This is a genomic window from Delftia sp. UME58, from assembly GCF_014170385.1.
GTDB classification, from domain to species: Bacteria; Pseudomonadota; Gammaproteobacteria; order Burkholderiales; family Burkholderiaceae_C; genus Comamonas; species Comamonas acidovorans.
The window spans coordinates 37,327-52,285 of sequence record NZ_LZZV01000098.1; the positions used below are offsets into that span (position 1 = coordinate 37,327).

Genomic DNA, 14,959 nt, shown 5'->3' on the forward strand with positions numbered 1-14,959 from the left:
ACCAAAGTGCACAGGAGACAAACCATGCAACGCACCACTTCTTTCCGCCGCCGCCTCGTTTACGCAGCGGCCGCCGCCTGCGCCCTTGCCGCCGGCGGGGCGACCACCGGCGCCCTGGCCGCGGCCTGGCCCGAGAAGCCCGTCGTCCTCGTCGTGCCCTACAGCGCTGGCGGCCCCACCGATGTGGTGGCGCGCCTGCTGGCCGTGCCCATGGGCCAGGTGCTGGGCCAGAGCGTGCTGGTCGAGAACACCGTGGGAGCGGGCGGCACCATTGCGCCCAACCGCGTGGCCAAGGCCAAGGCCGACGGCTACACCATCCTCATCCACCACATGGGCATGGCCACGGCGCCTGCGCTGTACAAGAAGCTGCCCTATGACCCGCTCAAGGACTTCGAGTACATCGGCCAGGTGCTGGACGTGCCCATGACCCTGCTGTCGCGCAAGGACTTCCCGGCCAACAACTTTGCCGAGCTGCTGGACTACGTGAAGAAGAACCAGGAGAAGGTCTCGCTGGCCAATGCCGGCATCGGCGCCGTCTCCCAGCTGTGCGGCATGCTGTTCATGCACCAGGCGGGCGTCAAGCTCACCACCGTGCCCTACAAGGGCGCAGGCCCGGCCATGAACGACCTCATGGGCGGCCAGGTGGACCTGCTGTGCGACCAGACCACGCAGACCGTGCCCGTGATCAAGGACGGCCAGCGCGCCAAGGTCTTCGGCGTGACCACGCCCAAGCGCCTGTCCTCGCTGCCCGACATCCCCACGCTGGACGAGCAGGGCCTCAAGGGCTTCGACGTCAAGGTCTGGCACGGCATGTACGCGCCCAAGGGCACGCCCAAGGAGGTGGTCATGGCCATCAACAAGGCGCTGAACGTGGCCATCAAGGACGAGAACGTCAAGAAACGCATCGCCGAACTCAGCTCCGACCTGGTCACGCCCGACAAGGCCACGCCGGAAGGCCTGCGCACCCACCTGCAGGCCGAGGTGGCGCGCTGGGACAAGGTCATCAAGGCCGCAGGCGTCTCGGCCGAATAAACCGCTCTCCCAAGGACATCCGCATGCACGATCTGGCGCGACAGGCCACTTCCTTTCTCTTCGTCCCCGCCACGCGGACCGAGCGCCTGGGCAAGGCCCTGGACAGCGGCGCCGACATGGTCATCGCCGACTGGGAGGACGCCGTGGCCCCGGCCGACAAGGACGGCGCCCGCCAGGCGCTGGCCCAGACCGTGGGTGCGCTCGAAGGCCCGGCCCGTGCCCGCCTGCTGGTGCGCATCAACGCCGAGGGTACGCCCTGGCATGCGGATGACCTGCGCGCGCTGGCGCAGCTGGTGGAGCAGGGCGTGGCCGGCGCCATGGTCTCCAAGGCCGAGCGCGCCCGGACCCTGCATGCGGTGGCCCAGGCTGCGGGTGCACGGGCGGCCGTGCTGCCCCTCATCGAAAGCGTGGCCGGCCTGGACGCGGCCGACGCCCTGGCTGCCGCGCCCCAGGTGGCTCGCCTGGCCTTCGGCCACCTGGACTTCCAGGTCGATGCGGGCATGGCCTGCGAGCAGGGCGAGGAAGAACTGCTGCCCATGCGCATGGCCCTGGTCCTGGCCTCGCGCCGCGCCGGCATCGGCGCGGCCGTGGACGGCGTGACGGTGGACACGCGCAACCCCGAGCGGCTGGCCCAGGACGCGGCACGCGCGCGGCGCATGGGCTTTGGCGGCAAGCTGTGCATCCACCCGGCCCAGGTCCAGCCCCTGCACGCCGTCTTCGACCCCGATGCAGCGGCCGTGGCCCACGCGCAGCGCCTGCGCCAGGCCCTGGCCGAGGCCGGAGGCGGCGTCTGCGTGCTGGACGGCCGCATGGTCGATGCGCCCGTGCTCAAGCAGGCCGAACAGGTGCTGCTGCGCCATGCCTGGGCGCAACAGAGACCTGCAGCACGATCTTGATGAAAATGAGACTGAAAGGCCGGTTTTCATCAAGAGTTTTCTGATTCTGGTGCAAGCAGTCCAATGATTTCCCTGATGGTGAATCCATCTGCCTCGAATACGCTTGGCCAACTCGATTGATTTCGAGACGGCGGTTTCTTGATCCGGTGTCTCCGCCCATGGAGGCACCCAGGCAAAGGAGCGTGTGATGGCAGTGATCTCGGGGACGGCATCGAACAGCGGATTCAACGGCCAATTGAAGGACCGATTTGATGACCGACTGGATGACCGATTGAATCGGCGCCAGGCGCTGGCCCTGGCGGCCGGCGCCGCGGCGGCAGGGCCCGCCAGCGTGCTGGCGCAGGCCGGCTTTGCCACGCGGCCCGTGCGCATCGTCGTGCCCTTTGCGGCGGGCGGCGCCACCGACGTGATTGCGCGCATCCTGGGCGAGCGCATGGCCCAGCAGCTGGGCCAGACCGTGGTGGTGGACAACAAGCCCGGTGCGGCCGGACTGATCGGCGGCGAGATGGTGGTCCGCTCCGCGCCCGACGGGCTCACCCTGCTGCTGGGCACCACCTCCACCATGCTCACCAACAAATACCTCTACAAGAAGACCGCCTACGACCCGCTGACCGACCTCACGCCCCTGTCGCGCGTGTGCATGGCGCCCATCGCCCTGGTGGTCACGGCCGACGTGCCCGCCACCCACCTGCGCGAATTCATGGCCTGGGCCCAGGCCAACGCGGGCAAGCTCTCGTATGGCTCCTACGGCATAGGCTCGCACGGCCACCTGGCCTGCGCCGTGCTCAGCGACATGGCCGGTGCCGGCATGGCGCATGCGGCCTACCGGGGCGAGGCGCTGATGGTGCAGGACATGCTGGGCGGACGCATCCCCATCGGCATGGGCAGCCTGCTCACGCTCAAGCCCCATATCGATGCAGGCAAGCTGCGCGCCCTGGCCGTCACCGGCACGCGCCGCGTGCCCCTGCTGCCCGAGGTGCCCACCTTTGCCGAGGCCGGCTACCGCCACGAGGCCATGGAACTGTCGGGCTGGCTGGCCATCGCCGGCCCCAGGGGCCTGCCGGCCGACCTCACGCGGCAATGGGGCGAGATCTCCAACCGCGCCGTGGCCAGCCGCGAAGGCACGGCCCGCATCATCGCGGCCGGCTTCGTGCCCGTGGATGACGACACGCCCCAGCGCTTCGGCAAGGCCTGGGCGCAGGAGGCGCCAGTCTGGGGGCGGCTGCTGCAGGCGGCGGGGGTGCAGCCCGGTTGATGGCGCACAGCGGCCCTGGCTGCCCGAGGCTGCACCCACGCCCTGTGCTGTAATCGCCCCTCCTCAGGCGGCCCCGGTGGTGCAATGCCATGACGGGACAGCCCGTGGTTTCTCAAACATTCAAGAGGGGGTATTACCGTGAGTGCATTGGTCATCAAGGCCTGGAAGGCCAGCGAGCAACCCATGGACGACAAGGGCAACCACATTGCCATCACAGGCCGCGAAGGCGGTCTGGTCGCCTGGATCCTGTCCAAGGTCAACATCGATCCCACCACCACCATCCGCGTGGGCAGCGAGCGCCTGGAGTTCAGCAGCGCCTCGCTGTCGGGCACCCAGTCGCGCCTGATCCCCCTGCAGGGCATCTGCTCCACCTACTACGGCTATCACAAGCCCTGGAAGACGGCGCTGGCCATCGGTGCCCTGTCGCTGTTCATGGGCGGGTCCATGATGGCCCAGAGCTTCTTTGCAGGCCTGGTGGTCATGCTGATCGGCTGGGGCATCGCCGCCGTCATCTACTTCCTGAACCGCACCCTGACGCTGGGCTTCATCGAGAACAGCGGCGCAGTCAACGGCATCCAGTTCAAGCGCTCGGTGATCGAGAACATCGACATCACGCAGGAACAGGCCAGGCAGGTCTGCGAACTGATGCAGAAGCTGATCGAGGCCAAGGAAAAGCGGCTCTGACCGCTTGAGTGAAAAGGAAAGCGCGGCATGCGCTTTCCTTGTGCGCGCCGCGATCTGGGGGCAAGGCACGGCGCGCGCTATCGGGCAGGTGGGGCGCAGTCGGGCTCCACGTCCATGCCCAGCGGCAGGTAGTAGTGCTGCGCGCCTGCCCATCTTCCGCTTGCCACCTGCTCACGCCACTGCACATGCAGGCCTTCGCGGGACAGGCAGTGATCCACCCGCGTCAGCCCCGGCCGATCCGGCCACCAGACAAGCAGGCGCTGCGGACCCAGCACCCGGACTCTCGCACCCTCGGCCAGTTGCAGGCCAATGAATCCCTCGGCGACGGGTGGCATGAACAACGCCGCACGTGCATCCGCTGCAACAGCCTCCGTGCCCGTTTTGCCCTGGTAGCGCAGGATGCTGCTTTCCGCCGGTTGACCTGTGGTGACGCAGCATTCGGGTGTCTGGCTGGTTTCAGGCGCCAGACGAAAGTAGTGCTGCTGGCCCGTGGCTGCTATGGAGCCGCCCGATACTGCGATGGCGGCTTGTGGTTTGCGGGCGTCGAGAAGGCTGATGGGGGGAAAGGAGGCACTGGCTTGTGCTGCGGCCGTGTAGGTGAGATAGATGATGAACGAGAGGACTCGCACAGAGGCGATGCGGTCATTGGAATTAGTGGCCATTGTCGGACCAGTGTGGTGGATCGGAAGCTAGCTTCTTCACGCCGAAAGTTGCACCCAATGTATGAAGATCAACTGCTGAATTCACCTTGGTAGCTCTGTTGGACGCATCGTTGAATGTTTTGCCGACGTAGTTGGTGATCGTCATGTCAATTGCTCTACCAAGAGTGTGATTCGAGGAGAGAGCCGGTTTGTAGACGATTTCGTAGCCAGCCACCATTTGTCGAGCGGCAACGCGTGAAACACTTATGTCGGTTTCTCCTGCGCCATTTGTATGCACCCAATCTATATCAACTCCTGCCAAGGCTGGTACTGAATCAGGGGCCAGATTCTCTCGAGCAACTCGCCAAGAGTAATGCATCAGATATGCTCTTTCCGGAGGGCGTAAAGTGGCGGATATGCTAACGCGAGCACCACCGGCTTCAAGCGCAGAAATGAAGCGATCGACGTTATTTCTGAAATTTCCTGAAAGATCGTTTGTGCTTGTGCTTGTTGGAAACCGACCGACCCAAGCAGGTCCGCTTAATTCTGGCATTGGTTACTCCGCATTATCTAGTAGGTCTGATAACGATTTTTACTATGAAACGAGAATGGTGCTCATATACCTATGTAGCTTGATATCATATGCTGTTGATTATTTTATTTATTAGATCTCTCGATTTTCCTTGATGTTGAAGCTCATTTGGCTTTCCGAACCTTTGCCGCCATGGCTATTTTGTTCCCAATACTGATTTTTAATTTTCGCGGCCTGAAATGTGTAGTGAACAGTTGCCATGTCATTGGCTCCAATACCATCGACATAAACGGATGTCACTAATACGTCGGATAACGTGATTTTGCCGAAGATCATTTGATCTCCACCCGCTTTGCACATGTCGATTTCAACTTGGTCAATGTGCTTGCCGGTCGAGCAGTGCTTGAGGACCGCAGGGTAGCATTTGTCAATCATGGCTACGATATTGAGATCGTGGAATGAGACTTTTCCTGCGCCTGCTCCTCCGCCGGAGGCCATCTTGTTTGATTGGGCTGCACCCCAGGTGAATGAGGTGGCATGCGTCCATCCCTTGTGCTGGGCGTCCTGTGATTCGCCTGTAGCCCCAGATACCTTCAAGAACATATCTATTGCCATCTTCTATCTTTCATGATACGAGTTTGAGCGGAGCGCGATAGTGTCGACCTCCAGAAGATTCCATTGATCGATTCTTTTGAGGTGCGATTATTTTGGATGGATGAAGATTATGACTCTGCTGAATGCATTCGTGCAATGGTTGTCGCTGGTTATTTGATTAGCATTGCAATCAATTCATCGCTGACTTTGGCCTATCTTCCTAAGCAAGGCGCCCGGAATGTAGCGCATGAATTGAATAATTTGTTTCATATATTTCATATAGAAACAATGCTTGTGAATGATGGTGTGATTGACCTGAGGTCGACGCCGCCTACCCGCAGCGCTGGATCGGCAAGGTCACCGGGCTCACCACCGATGGCCCCACGCTGCACGGCCGCGTGGAAGAGCCCAAGGGCGATCCGGGCAATACGCTGTCCGCTGTCGCGCGAGGAGATCACGGCCAGGACGTTGCGCCTGATCGCCTATGGAGGTGCCCTGCAGGACGACCCCACCGATCCACCGATGTGGTGGCGCGCCTGCTGGTGCGCATCAACGCTGGTGGCACGCCCCGGCATGCGGATGAAAACGTGTCCGCCGATAAATTATCGTTCTCGATGATCAGCCGCTGGGATTCTGGAACTGGTCGGGCAAGCCGGGTATCAGCGTTGGCATGGGGAAAGACGCCCAGTATCAAAGTAAAAACAATGAAAATAGGGCTGGAAAGATATTTCCAAAAACAGAACGGCACCGGATTGCCAAAGGCTGGTGATTTTCTGCTGTCTGTGTGAACCCTCAAGAATCCGTACATTGCCATCTCTGCCTTTCATGATGAAGCGATGACTTGAGTGCGAGAGTTCTTGGCTCAATCAACATGCACTGGCAGTTGAATTCTGGCTGTAAGCCCCGGGTCGAAGGGCAATTATTGACTGGCCAGGCATGTCTGGGAAATAGCCATCATTCCTGTTGGAGTGAATTGCCAGTCATTTGGGTATGTACGAGCCTGCCGGAATGCAGTCATACGGCAAGATTGCTCTTGGGGGAATAGTGGAATCTTTCTCGTACTTGTCAGGGAGGTAACAATAAGTGTCTTCAAAAAAATACCGCTTCAAATGAGGCGGTATTTCCTGGGGGCGTGCCGTGCGCCAGCGAAAGAGGTGATCACTCAGGCCTGAGCCCCGCCACGCGCCATCAGCTTGAAGGTGCCTGTGGCCAGGGCCACCAGGGTGCCGTCCTCGGAGCGCACTTCGCCGCGCGCGAAGCTGATGGAGCGGCCGTGCCGCTCGCAGTGGGCGGTGGCGATGAGGTCGCCGCTGCCGGCCGAGACATAGTGCAGCGTGAGATCGATGGTGGCCACGCCGAAGGCCGTGGGGTCGTGCGAGCGGCAGGCCGAGGCCAGTGCGCAGTCCAGCAGCGAGGCGATGGCGCCGCCGTGCACGTCGCCGCGGCTGTTGGCCTGGTCCGGTTGAAAGCCCATGCGGACCTGGGCGCGGTCCTCGCCGATGCGCTCGCCGCTGAGCTTCATGGCGCGGGCCATGGGCATGGGCAGGCCGAAGAGGATGCCGGGCGCCTCGCCTTCGAAGGGGTTGGCCGGGTGGTCTTTGATGGGTGTATTCATGGACATGATCATCGCATTGGGCGCGGCGCTCGAGACTGGCGTGTACCGACTCCGGGGCACCGAGGAAGGGCCGTCCCGCACCGAGGGTGCCGTCCCCCTCCCGCGAAGCGAGAGAGGGCGCCGTGCACACGGGGGAAGCGGCGCAGCCGCTCAGGGGGTGACTTTCAATCCACACGTGCACCTGTCGATTTGACGACAGTGGCCCAGCGCGTGATTTCCTTGTCGATATGCGCCTGCAGCGCCTCGGGCGTGGAGCCCACGGGCTCGTAGCCGCCGGCGGCCAGCTGGGCCTGCAGCGCGGGCTGGCGCAGGGCGGAGGCGATCTCGCGGCTCAGGCGCTGGGTGGCTTCGGCGGGCGTGCCGGCCGGCGCGATGACGGCGTACCAGCCGGTCACGTCGAAGCCTGCGATACCCTGCTCCTGGATGGTGGCCACCTCGGGCGCCAGCGCCGAGCGCTGCGGGCTGGTGACGGCCAGCGCGTGCATGCGCCCGCTGCGGATGTGGGGCATGGAGGTGGAGATGCTGTCGAAGGTCAGGTCGATGTCGCCGGCCAGCATGGCGTTGACCACGCCCGCGCTGCCCTTGTAGGGCACATGGGTCATGCGCACGCCTGCCATGGAGCCGAAGTACTCGGCCGCAAGATGCCCCGTGTTGCCGTTGCCCGCCGAGCCGAAGGTGAGCTTGCCGGGGTTGGCCTTGGCGGCCTGGATGAGATCCTGGATGTTCTTTGCCGGCAGCTTGCTGCTGGCCGCGACCACCATGGGCAGGTTGGCCACCAGGGACACGGGCGCGAAGTCGCGGCGGGTGTCGTAGGGCAGCTTGGGATAGAGGCTGTCGTTGATGGCATGGGCGGCCAGCACCATGAGCACGGTGTAGCCATCGGGCCTGGCGCGCGCCACGTATTGCGAGGCCAGCGTGCCGCCCGCGCCGGGCTTGTACTCCAGCACCACGGGCTGGCCCAGCTGCTGCTGCAGTTGCACGGCCAGCGGGCGGCCCAGGAGGTCGGCACTGCCGCCGGGTGGATAGGGAATGACCAGCTGGATGGGCTTGGCAGGCCAGGCCTCGGCAGCATGGGCGGCCGGGGCCAGCAGGGCGCAGGCCGCCAGGGCCAGGCAGGACAGCAGGCGGCGGCGCGGGAGTGGGTGCATGGGCATGGACATGGGCATGGGGGGACTCCGTTTCATGAAGTGGACAGGGCGCCGGCCTGGTACTGCTCGCGCAGCGCGCGCTTGAGCACCTTGCCGATCTCGCTGCGCGGCAGGCTGGCGGCCAGCCGCAGCTCGGCCACGCGCTGGGTCTTGCCCACGCGGGCGTTGAGCCATTCGCGCAGCTCGGCGGCCGAGGGCGTGGCATCCGGGCGCGCCACGGCGTAGGCCACGGGGGTCTCGCCCCATGCATCGGAGGGCACGCCGATCACTGCGCATTCGGCCACCTGCGGGTGCTGCAGCAGCACGGACTCGATGTCGCTCGGGTAGACGTTGAAGCCGCCCGTGATGATCATGTCCTTCTTGCGGTCGCCCAGCACGATGAAGCCGTCCTCGTCCAGGCGGCCCACGTCGCCGCTACGGATGAAGCGCAGGCCCTGGGCATCGAACCATTCGGCCTCCTGCGTCTTGTCGGGCAGGCGGTGGTAGCCGCTCATCATCCCGGCCGAGCGGCCCACGATCTCGCCCTGCTCGCCGGGCGGCAGTTCGCGGCCCTGCTCATCGATGAAGCGGATGTCGGCGCCCGGTCCCGGCCTCCCCACGGTGTGCAGCTTGTCGGGGAAGTCATGGCAGTGCAGCTCGCAGCGCACGCCGCCTTCGGTCATGCCGTAGTACTCGATCAGCGCGCCGGGCCAGCGGCGCAGCACCTCGGCCTTGAGCGCGGGATGGAACGGTGCGCTGGTGCAGAACTTGTGCTGCAGGCGGCTCAGGTCGGCACCGTCGAACCCCGGGCACTGCATCAGCCGCTGGTACTGCACGGGCACGAGCATGGTGTGGGTGGCGCGGTGGCGCCCGGCCAGTTCCACGTAATGCGCCGCGTCGAACTTGCGCATCAGCACCAGGGTGCCGCCCAGGCCCAGCGTGGGCAGGGCCGCGACCAGGGTGGTGTTGGAGTACAGCGGCGTGGCGCACAGCGAGACGGCATCGGGCCCGTAGCCGTTGTGGATGGCGCGCTGCACGTGGGCCCAGCGCATGGCCCAGGACTGGACGATGCCCTTGGGCACGCCCGTGGTGCCCGAGGAGTAGATGACGTTGAAGGGCCAGTCGGGCTGGGGATGGATGGGCGTGGGTGCCGTGCCATGGTCCGCTTCGTCCGCAGCCAGCCATTGCGACCACGGCATGCCGGCTTCGACAGCGCCGTCCAGGGCCACGCATTGCAGATCCTGTCCGGCCTGCAGCGGCCATTGCGCTGCGGTGTCCGCGTCGCGCAGCACCAGCCGGGCGCCGCAGTTGTCCAGCATGGCGCTCAGGTGGCCGGCCGTGGCCGATGGGGCCAGCGGCGCCACGGCCACGCCCGCGCGCAACGCACCCAGGAAGGCCAGCACGTACTCGGGCGAGCTGCCCGCGCAGATGGCCAGCACGTCGCCGGGGCCCAGGCCCTGGCGTTGCAGGCGCAGGGCCACGCGGTCCATGCCCAGGCGCAGCGCGGCGTAGTCGAGGCTGCGGCCATCCATGGCAAGGGCGGTGTGGCGGGGGCGCTGGCTGGCCTGCAGCGCGACGAGTTCGGGCAGCGAGCCAAAGGGCTGGCGCAGCAGGGAGGCGATGTCTTCTTGCATGGGAGGGGCGAGTGGGGAGAACTATTCCAGCGACAGGCCTGCGGCCTTGACGATCTGGGCCCAGCTCTTGCGTTCCTGGGCGATGAAGGCGTCGTACTCCGCCGGTGTCTCGCCACCGGGCACGCCGCCCAGGTCGGCAAAGCGCTGGCGCACCTCGGCCGTCTGCATGGCACGCCGGGCAGATTCCTGGATGCGGCCGACCACGGCATCGGGCGTGCCGGCCGGTGCCAGCAGCCCGAACCAGGCCGTGACCTGCATGGGCACGCCGGCCTCGGTCATGGTGGGCACCTCGGGCAACTGGGCCGAGCGCGTGGCGCTGGTGATGGCCAGCGCGCGGAACTTGCCGCTCCTGATGTGCGGCATGGAGCTGGGCAGGTTGTCGATCATGTAGTCCACCTGCTGGCCCAGCAGCGCCGTGACCGCAGGCGCGGCGCCGGGAAAGGGCACGAGCGTGACCTCGATGCCGGCCTTCTGGCGGAACATCTCCGAGGACATGTGCGGCGACTGGCCCACGCCCGAGGTGGACACGTTCAGGCGCCGGGTCCTGGCCAGCTCCACCAGCTCGCGCACGCTGCGCACGGGCGAATCCGCATGGACCACGAGGATGTTGGGCACCGAGATCACATTGGTGATGCCGCGCAGATCGCTTTCCTTGTAGCTGAGCTGCTTGTACAGGCTGAAATTGATGGCCACCGGGCCGATGTTGCCCATGAGCAGCGTGTAGCCATCGGGCCTGGCGCGCGCCACCTGGGCCGTGCCGATGCTGCCGCCGCCCCCGCCCTTGTTCTCCACCACCACCGAGGTGCCCAGGTCCTTGCCCATCTTCTCGGCCAGCACGCGCGCGGCAATGTCCGTGGTGCCGCCAGCGGCGGCCGGCACCACGATGGTGATGGGGCGTTCAGGCCAGGCCGCCGCCAGCGCGGCGGCAGGAGCCAGGGAGAAAAAAGGCAAAGCGGCCAGCAAGGCCAGCAGGCTGCGGCGGACGGTCATGGGCAGTCTCCAGTTCACTGCCCGCAACGATAGAAAACCCTGGGCCCCAGGGCACCAGGGTTTGACTGGAGATCCGCTTCGCCATTCGGAAACCCGCGCTTAGGCCCACTGGAACGCGTGCTAACCCCTTGCCGAAAAGGCGGCCACAAGAAAAAAGGCGCCGAAGCGCCTTTCATTGACCGTGTGGTGCACAGCGCCAAAAACTGGCGCGGCCCCAAGCGGGAGATGCCGAGCAAGAGCCGCCTCGCGGCGAGGGCATCGTCCCCCTCCCTTGCGAAGCAAGCAGAGAGGGGGAAGGCGCGTCAGCGCCTCAGGGGGTGATCAAGGATACAGTCCCCGCATCTCGCGCGCATGCAGGATGCGCTGGCAGGCCACGATGAAGGTGGCGGTGCGCAGCGTCACGCCGTGCTGCTGGGCCACCTGCCAGATGGCCGCGAAGGCGTCCTGCATGATGCGCACCAGGCGGGCGTTGATCTCGTCCTCGCTCCAGAAGAAGCTGGAGAAGTCCTGCACCCATTCGAAGTAGCTCACCGTCACGCCGCCGGCATTGGCCAGCACGTCGGGCAGCACCAGCACGCCCTTTTCGGTCAGGATGTCGTCGGCCTCGGTGGTGGTGGGGCCGTTGGCGCCCTCGATCACCATCTTGGCCTTGATCTTGCCGGCGTTGTCCTTGGTGATCTGGCCTTCCAGTGCGGCGGGGATCAGGATGTCGCAGTCCACGCTCCAGAAGTCGGCAGCGTCCATGGCCTCGGCGCCGGCAAAGCCGCCCACGCCGCCCTTGGCGGCCACGTGGGCCAGCAGGGCCGGTACATCCAGGCCATTGGCGTTGTGGATGGTGCCGGTGTGGTCCTGCACGGCCACGACCTTGGCGCCCACGTCGGCGAACAGCTTGCCTGCCGTGCCGCCCACGTTGCCGAAGCCCTGCACGGCGATGCGCGCGCCCTGGACCGACAGGCCGGTCAGCTTGGCCGCTTCCACGCCCACGGTGAACACGCCGCGGCCGGTGGCCTCGACGCGGCCCAGCGAGCCGCCCAGGTCCACGGGCTTGCCCGTGACCACGCCGGTGGCGGTGGCGCCGGTGTTCATGGAGTACGTGTCCATCATCCAGGCCATGATCTGGCCATTGGTGTTGACGTCGGGCGCGGGGATGTCCTTGGAGGGGCCGATCAGCAGGCCGATCTCGCTGGTGTAGCGGCGCGTCAGGCGCTCCAGCTCACCGCGCGACAGCGTCTTGGGATCGACACGGATGCCGCCCTTGGCGCCGCCGTAGGGCACGTTGACGGCCGCGTTCTTGACCGACATCCAGGCCGACAGGGCCATGACTTCGGACAGGGTCACATCCTGGTGGAAGCGCACGCCGCCCTTGCCGGGACCGCGGCTCAGGTTGTGCTGAACGCGGTAGCCTTCGTAGTGGGCGATGGTGCCGTTGTCCAGCTCGATCGGCACATCGACGATCAGGATGCGCTTGGGGCGCTTGAGGGTTTCGACCCAGCGGGCGAGGTGGCCCAGGTAAGGCGTGACGCGATCGACCTGCTGCAGGTAGTTGCCCCAGGGGCCGAGGTGGTCGGCCTGCAGGTAGGAAGGGATGGCGTGGTTGGTAACGCCGGCCGAAGCGGGTTGCTGCATGGTGGTTCCACACAAGAGTTGTCTGAGGGTTTTGAGCTTATTCCCGGGGCTATGCGCTGTCCAACGCCTTATGAGCGAGAGCCTTATGCATTTAATGCATAACCCTGGGAGCGCCTTGTCCGGCGGACAATCGAGGCCGCTTGAGACCCACCGATGCACTCCAGGAAAGCCGCTCCATGACGAACACGCCCCGCACTCCCACAGCCTTGGCCCATGCGCTGCTCCAGGCCCGCCACAACGGCGAATTGCTGGACGCCGACGATTGGGCCGATGTGGTGCGCACGCCCGCAGATGCACAGGCCGTGCAGGCCGCCATGGCGCCCGCCCTGGGCTGGCGCGTGGCCGGCAGCCAGCAGGGACCGGGCCGCGTTCCGGGCTATTGGAAGTCTGGCGCGCCGCGCCGCGATGCCCCGCTGACCCATGCGCCGCTGCCCGAAGAAGGCGTCTGGGCCAGCCCCTCGGTCGCTGGCGGCGCGCCGCTGCACCTGCGCGGCATCGAGGCCGAGATCGCCCTGCGCCTGGGCCGCGAGGTGACGGCCGAGATGGCTGCCGCGCTGCAGCCCGGCGAGGGGCTGGAGTTGATCGACGGCATCACGGCCGCCATCGAGGTGGTGGATACGCGCTGGCGCCAGCACCTGAAGGCGCCGCCGCTGCTGCTGGCCGCCGACGGCCTGTGCCATGGCGCCCTGGTGCTGGGGCCGTGGCAGGACGCTTCGCGGCTGCTGCCACGCGAGTCGCCGCGGGACTGGTCTGCCCAGGTCTGCCGGCTGCGCGTGGGCGCGGCGCCGCTGCAGGCGTTCACCGGCACGCATCCGCTGGGCGATCCGCTGTGGCTGCTGGCCGGCTGGCTGCAGGAACTGGTGCGCCGCTATGGCAGCGTGCCCGCAGGCACGGTGGTGACCACGGGCACGTGGAATGGCCTGGCGTTTGCCCAGGCCGGTGACCTGGTGGTGGCCGAGCTGGACGGCCTCGCCGAGGCCCGCCTGCAGCTGTGAGGCTTCAGGCAGGCCATCGAGTGATCAGGTGATCTTGTAGTCCTTGAGGGCCGGATCGCCCTCGGGAAAGCGCAGGTCCAGGTTGCGCATCACCTCGCGCAGCAAGGTGGCGATCATGAGGTTGCGGTGCGTCTTGGAGTCGGCGGGCACGATGGTCCAGGGCGCCCAGGGCGTGTGCGTGGCGCCCAGCAGCTGGCCGTAGGCCTGCTGGTAGTCCTTCCACTGCGTGCGCACCTTCATGTCGTTCTCGTCGAACTTCCAGTGCTTGGCCGGGTCGTCCAGGCGCTCCTGCAGGCGCGCGCGCTGCTCGTCGGCGCCGATGTGCAGCAGGAACTTGACGACCACGGTGCCCGTCTCGCTGAGCATGCGCTCGAAGTCGTTGATGTGGGCAAAGCGCTGGCGCTGCTGCTCGGGCGTGATCCAGCCGTTGACCACGGGCACCAGCACGTCCTCGTAGTGGCTGCGGTTGAAGACCGTGATTTCGCCAGCGGCAGGCACCTGCTGGTGGATGCGCCACAGATAGTCATGGGCACGCTCGGCCTCGGTGGGGGCCTTCCAGCCCACGGCGTGCACGCCCAGCGCACTCATGCGGCCGAAGACGCCACGGATGGTGCCGTCCTTGCCCGCCGTGTCCGTGCCCTGCAGCACGACGAGCAGCTTGTAGCGGCGGTCGGCGTACAGCAGGTTCTGCAGCGCATCCAGTTCCTCGGCCAGGGCCTCGACGGCGACCTTGTCCTCGGCCTTGCCGTTGCCATTGGAAAAGGGCTTGGCGCCAGGGTCGAAGTCGGCCAGGGCAATGGGCCTGTCCTTGTCCTTGTCGGACCTGGCCGAGCGCGGCTGCCATTGCTCCCAGAGCTTTTGCACGGCCGCATCGCGGCTGGAGAAAGGGTTGAAGGCGTCCATGGCTTGAGCGGTGGGTGAGCGGGGAAGGTCAGGGCTGGGCGCGAATGGATTGCACCTGCAGTTGCGGCGGCGCCATCGAAGGCGCGGCGCCAGCGGCGGGCCTGGGGCCGGGCTGGCCCCGGACCTCCACGTTCTGCCGCTGCCACTGCGCAACCTGCTCGGCGCTCAGGCCCTTGAGCTGCCAGGTCTCGCCGGAGGCGGTCTGCAGCACGGGCTGCTCATGGGGCGCATTGCCACGCAGCACCAGGCGGCCTTGCAGGGTCAGGGGCTGGCCCGGTTCGGACGCCGCGCCCGAGGCTGGCGCAGCCGCGCTGGCGGCGGGCGAAGCCGGCGCCGAGCAGGCGCTCAGCAGGGCCAGGCCGCTGGCCAGCAGCAGCGGCAGACTGCGGCGCAGGCCGCGGGCGGAGGCAGTCGGGTGTGCGTGGTTCATGGCGT

At 66.1% G+C, this 14,959-nt stretch carries 16 protein-coding genes and 1 pseudogene; 7 read left to right on the forward strand and 10 right to left on the reverse strand.

Annotated features, from left to right (window positions below; all coding sequences use genetic code 11):
• Nucleotides 1–24: 24 nt before the first annotated feature.
• The 4 genes from A9976_RS24690 (at nucleotide 25) to A9976_RS24705 (ending at nucleotide 3,867) form a co-directional block, all read left to right on the forward strand.
• Nucleotides 25–1,032, forward strand: a complete 1,008-nt coding sequence (locus A9976_RS24690) for a tripartite tricarboxylate transporter substrate binding protein BugD (RefSeq protein ID WP_063327777.1) — start codon at nucleotides 25–27, stop codon at nucleotides 1,030–1,032.
• A gap of 23 nt (nucleotides 1,033–1,055) precedes the next feature.
• On the forward strand, nucleotides 1,056–1,928 hold the full coding sequence (locus tag A9976_RS24695; protein WP_183021190.1) for a CoA ester lyase: 873 nt from the start codon (nucleotides 1,056–1,058) through the stop codon (nucleotides 1,926–1,928).
• Between the two features lie 187 nt (nucleotides 1,929–2,115).
• Nucleotides 2,116–3,183, forward strand: a complete 1,068-nt coding sequence (locus A9976_RS24700) for a tripartite tricarboxylate transporter substrate binding protein (RefSeq protein WP_183021191.1) — start codon at nucleotides 2,116–2,118, stop codon at nucleotides 3,181–3,183.
• A 138-nt stretch (nucleotides 3,184–3,321) separates the two neighbouring features.
• On the forward strand, nucleotides 3,322–3,867 hold the full coding sequence (locus A9976_RS24705; protein ID WP_183021192.1) for a hypothetical protein: 546 nt from the start codon (nucleotides 3,322–3,324) through the stop codon (nucleotides 3,865–3,867).
• Between the two features lie 77 nt (nucleotides 3,868–3,944).
• Here A9976_RS24705 and A9976_RS24710 read toward each other — a convergent pair whose 3' ends face one another.
• The 3 genes from A9976_RS24710 to A9976_RS24720 all read right to left on the reverse strand — a co-directional run bounded on the left by A9976_RS24710 (nucleotide 3,945) and on the right by A9976_RS24720 (nucleotide 5,655).
• Nucleotides 3,945–4,529, reverse strand: a complete 585-nt coding sequence (locus A9976_RS24710; RefSeq protein WP_183021193.1) for a hypothetical protein — start codon at nucleotides 4,527–4,529, stop codon at nucleotides 3,945–3,947.
• Nucleotides 4,519–5,061, reverse strand: a complete 543-nt coding sequence (locus A9976_RS24715) for a hypothetical protein (RefSeq protein WP_183021194.1) — start codon at nucleotides 5,059–5,061, stop codon at nucleotides 4,519–4,521. Before A9976_RS24715 ends, A9976_RS24710 begins: the two co-directional genes overlap by 11 nt.
• Nucleotides 5,062–5,172: 111 nt before the next feature.
• Complete coding sequence (locus A9976_RS24720; RefSeq protein WP_183021195.1) at nucleotides 5,173–5,655, reverse strand: type VI secretion system tube protein Hcp; 483 nt, start codon at nucleotides 5,653–5,655, stop codon at nucleotides 5,173–5,175.
• A 293-nt stretch (nucleotides 5,656–5,948) separates the two neighbouring features.
• Here A9976_RS24720 and A9976_RS31920 point away from each other — a divergent pair.
• Nucleotides 5,949–6,252 (forward strand): annotated as a pseudogene (locus A9976_RS31920) (hypothetical protein); the annotation flags it as partial.
• On the forward strand, nucleotides 6,162–6,422 hold the full coding sequence (locus A9976_RS24725; RefSeq protein WP_183021196.1) for a hypothetical protein: 261 nt from the start codon (nucleotides 6,162–6,164) through the stop codon (nucleotides 6,420–6,422). The pseudogene A9976_RS31920 and the gene A9976_RS24725, both read left to right, overlap by 91 nt.
• A 374-nt stretch (nucleotides 6,423–6,796) precedes the next feature.
• On the opposite strand, the gene A9976_RS24730 is transcribed toward A9976_RS24725, so the two are convergent.
• The 5 genes from A9976_RS24730 to A9976_RS24750 all read right to left on the reverse strand — a co-directional run bounded on the left by A9976_RS24730 (nucleotide 6,797) and on the right by A9976_RS24750 (nucleotide 12,626).
• Nucleotides 6,797–7,249 carry a PaaI family thioesterase gene (locus A9976_RS24730; protein ID WP_183021197.1) on the reverse strand — a complete coding sequence of 151 codons (453 nt, stop codon included), beginning with the start codon at nucleotides 7,247–7,249 and terminating at the stop codon, nucleotides 6,797–6,799.
• A gap of 164 nt (nucleotides 7,250–7,413) precedes the next feature.
• Nucleotides 7,414–8,403: a tripartite tricarboxylate transporter substrate binding protein gene (locus tag A9976_RS24735; RefSeq protein ID WP_183021304.1), complete on the reverse strand. Its 990-nt coding sequence runs from the start codon at nucleotides 8,401–8,403 to the stop codon at nucleotides 7,414–7,416.
• Nucleotides 8,404–8,429: 26 nt separating this feature from the next.
• On the reverse strand, nucleotides 8,430–10,010 hold the full coding sequence (locus A9976_RS24740; RefSeq protein ID WP_183021198.1) for a class I adenylate-forming enzyme family protein: 1,581 nt from the start codon (nucleotides 10,008–10,010) through the stop codon (nucleotides 8,430–8,432).
• A gap of 21 nt (nucleotides 10,011–10,031) precedes the next feature.
• On the reverse strand, nucleotides 10,032–11,000 hold the full coding sequence (locus A9976_RS24745) for a tripartite tricarboxylate transporter substrate binding protein (RefSeq protein WP_141832882.1): 969 nt from the start codon (nucleotides 10,998–11,000) through the stop codon (nucleotides 10,032–10,034).
• A gap of 321 nt (nucleotides 11,001–11,321) precedes the next feature.
• Nucleotides 11,322–12,626, reverse strand: a complete 1,305-nt coding sequence (locus A9976_RS24750) for a Glu/Leu/Phe/Val dehydrogenase (RefSeq protein ID WP_183021199.1) — start codon at nucleotides 12,624–12,626, stop codon at nucleotides 11,322–11,324.
• 176 nt (nucleotides 12,627–12,802) lie between these two features.
• Here A9976_RS24750 and A9976_RS24755 point away from each other — a divergent pair, with 176 nt between their 5' ends.
• Entirely contained in the window at nucleotides 12,803–13,621 is an 819-nt protein-coding gene (locus A9976_RS24755; RefSeq protein WP_183021200.1) for a fumarylacetoacetate hydrolase family protein, read from the forward strand.
• 24 nt (nucleotides 13,622–13,645) lie between these two features.
• Here A9976_RS24755 and A9976_RS24760 read toward each other — a convergent pair whose 3' ends face one another.
• A complete protein-coding gene (locus tag A9976_RS24760; protein WP_183021201.1) occupies nucleotides 13,646–14,524 on the reverse strand; it encodes a PPK2 family polyphosphate kinase in 879 nt (292 codons plus the stop codon).
• 28 nt (nucleotides 14,525–14,552) lie between these two features.
• A complete protein-coding gene (locus A9976_RS24765) occupies nucleotides 14,553–14,954 on the reverse strand; it encodes a hypothetical protein (protein WP_183021202.1) in 402 nt (133 codons plus the stop codon).
• Nucleotides 14,955–14,959 lie beyond the last annotated feature (5 nt).

What these genes read in the sequence shown, in the direction of transcription:
- A9976_RS24730 (WP_183021197.1), bottom strand. Translation starts at nt 7,249, where the DNA reads ATGAATACACCCATCAAAGACCACCCGGCCAACCCCTTCGAAGGCGAG.
- A9976_RS24720 (WP_183021195.1), bottom strand. Translation starts at nt 5,655, where the DNA reads ATGGCAATAGATATGTTCTTGAAGGTATCTGGGGCTACAGGCGAATCA.
- A9976_RS24735 (WP_183021304.1), bottom strand. Translation starts at nt 8,403, where the DNA reads ATGCCCATGCACCCACTCCCGCGCCGCCGCCTGCTGTCCTGCCTGGCC.
- A9976_RS24715 (WP_183021194.1), bottom strand. Translation starts at nt 5,061, where the DNA reads ATGCCAGAATTAAGCGGACCTGCTTGGGTCGGTCGGTTTCCAACAAGC.
- A9976_RS24700 (WP_183021191.1), top strand. Translation starts at nt 2,116, where the DNA reads ATGGCAGTGATCTCGGGGACGGCATCGAACAGCGGATTCAACGGCCAA.
- A9976_RS24695 (WP_183021190.1), top strand. Translation starts at nt 1,056, where the DNA reads ATGCACGATCTGGCGCGACAGGCCACTTCCTTTCTCTTCGTCCCCGCC.
- A9976_RS24740 (WP_183021198.1), bottom strand. Translation starts at nt 10,010, where the DNA reads ATGCAAGAAGACATCGCCTCCCTGCTGCGCCAGCCCTTTGGCTCGCTG.
- A9976_RS24755 (WP_183021200.1), top strand. Translation starts at nt 12,803, where the DNA reads ATGACGAACACGCCCCGCACTCCCACAGCCTTGGCCCATGCGCTGCTC.
- A9976_RS24690 (WP_063327777.1), top strand. Translation starts at nt 25, where the DNA reads ATGCAACGCACCACTTCTTTCCGCCGCCGCCTCGTTTACGCAGCGGCC.
- A9976_RS24745 (WP_141832882.1), bottom strand. Translation starts at nt 11,000, where the DNA reads ATGACCGTCCGCCGCAGCCTGCTGGCCTTGCTGGCCGCTTTGCCTTTT.
- A9976_RS24750 (WP_183021199.1), bottom strand. Translation starts at nt 12,626, where the DNA reads ATGCAGCAACCCGCTTCGGCCGGCGTTACCAACCACGCCATCCCTTCC.
- A9976_RS24760 (WP_183021201.1), bottom strand. Translation starts at nt 14,524, where the DNA reads ATGGACGCCTTCAACCCTTTCTCCAGCCGCGATGCGGCCGTGCAAAAG.
- A9976_RS24765 (WP_183021202.1), bottom strand. Translation starts at nt 14,954, where the DNA reads ATGAACCACGCACACCCGACTGCCTCCGCCCGCGGCCTGCGCCGCAGT.
- A9976_RS24710 (WP_183021193.1), bottom strand. Translation starts at nt 4,529, where the DNA reads ATGGCCACTAATTCCAATGACCGCATCGCCTCTGTGCGAGTCCTCTCG.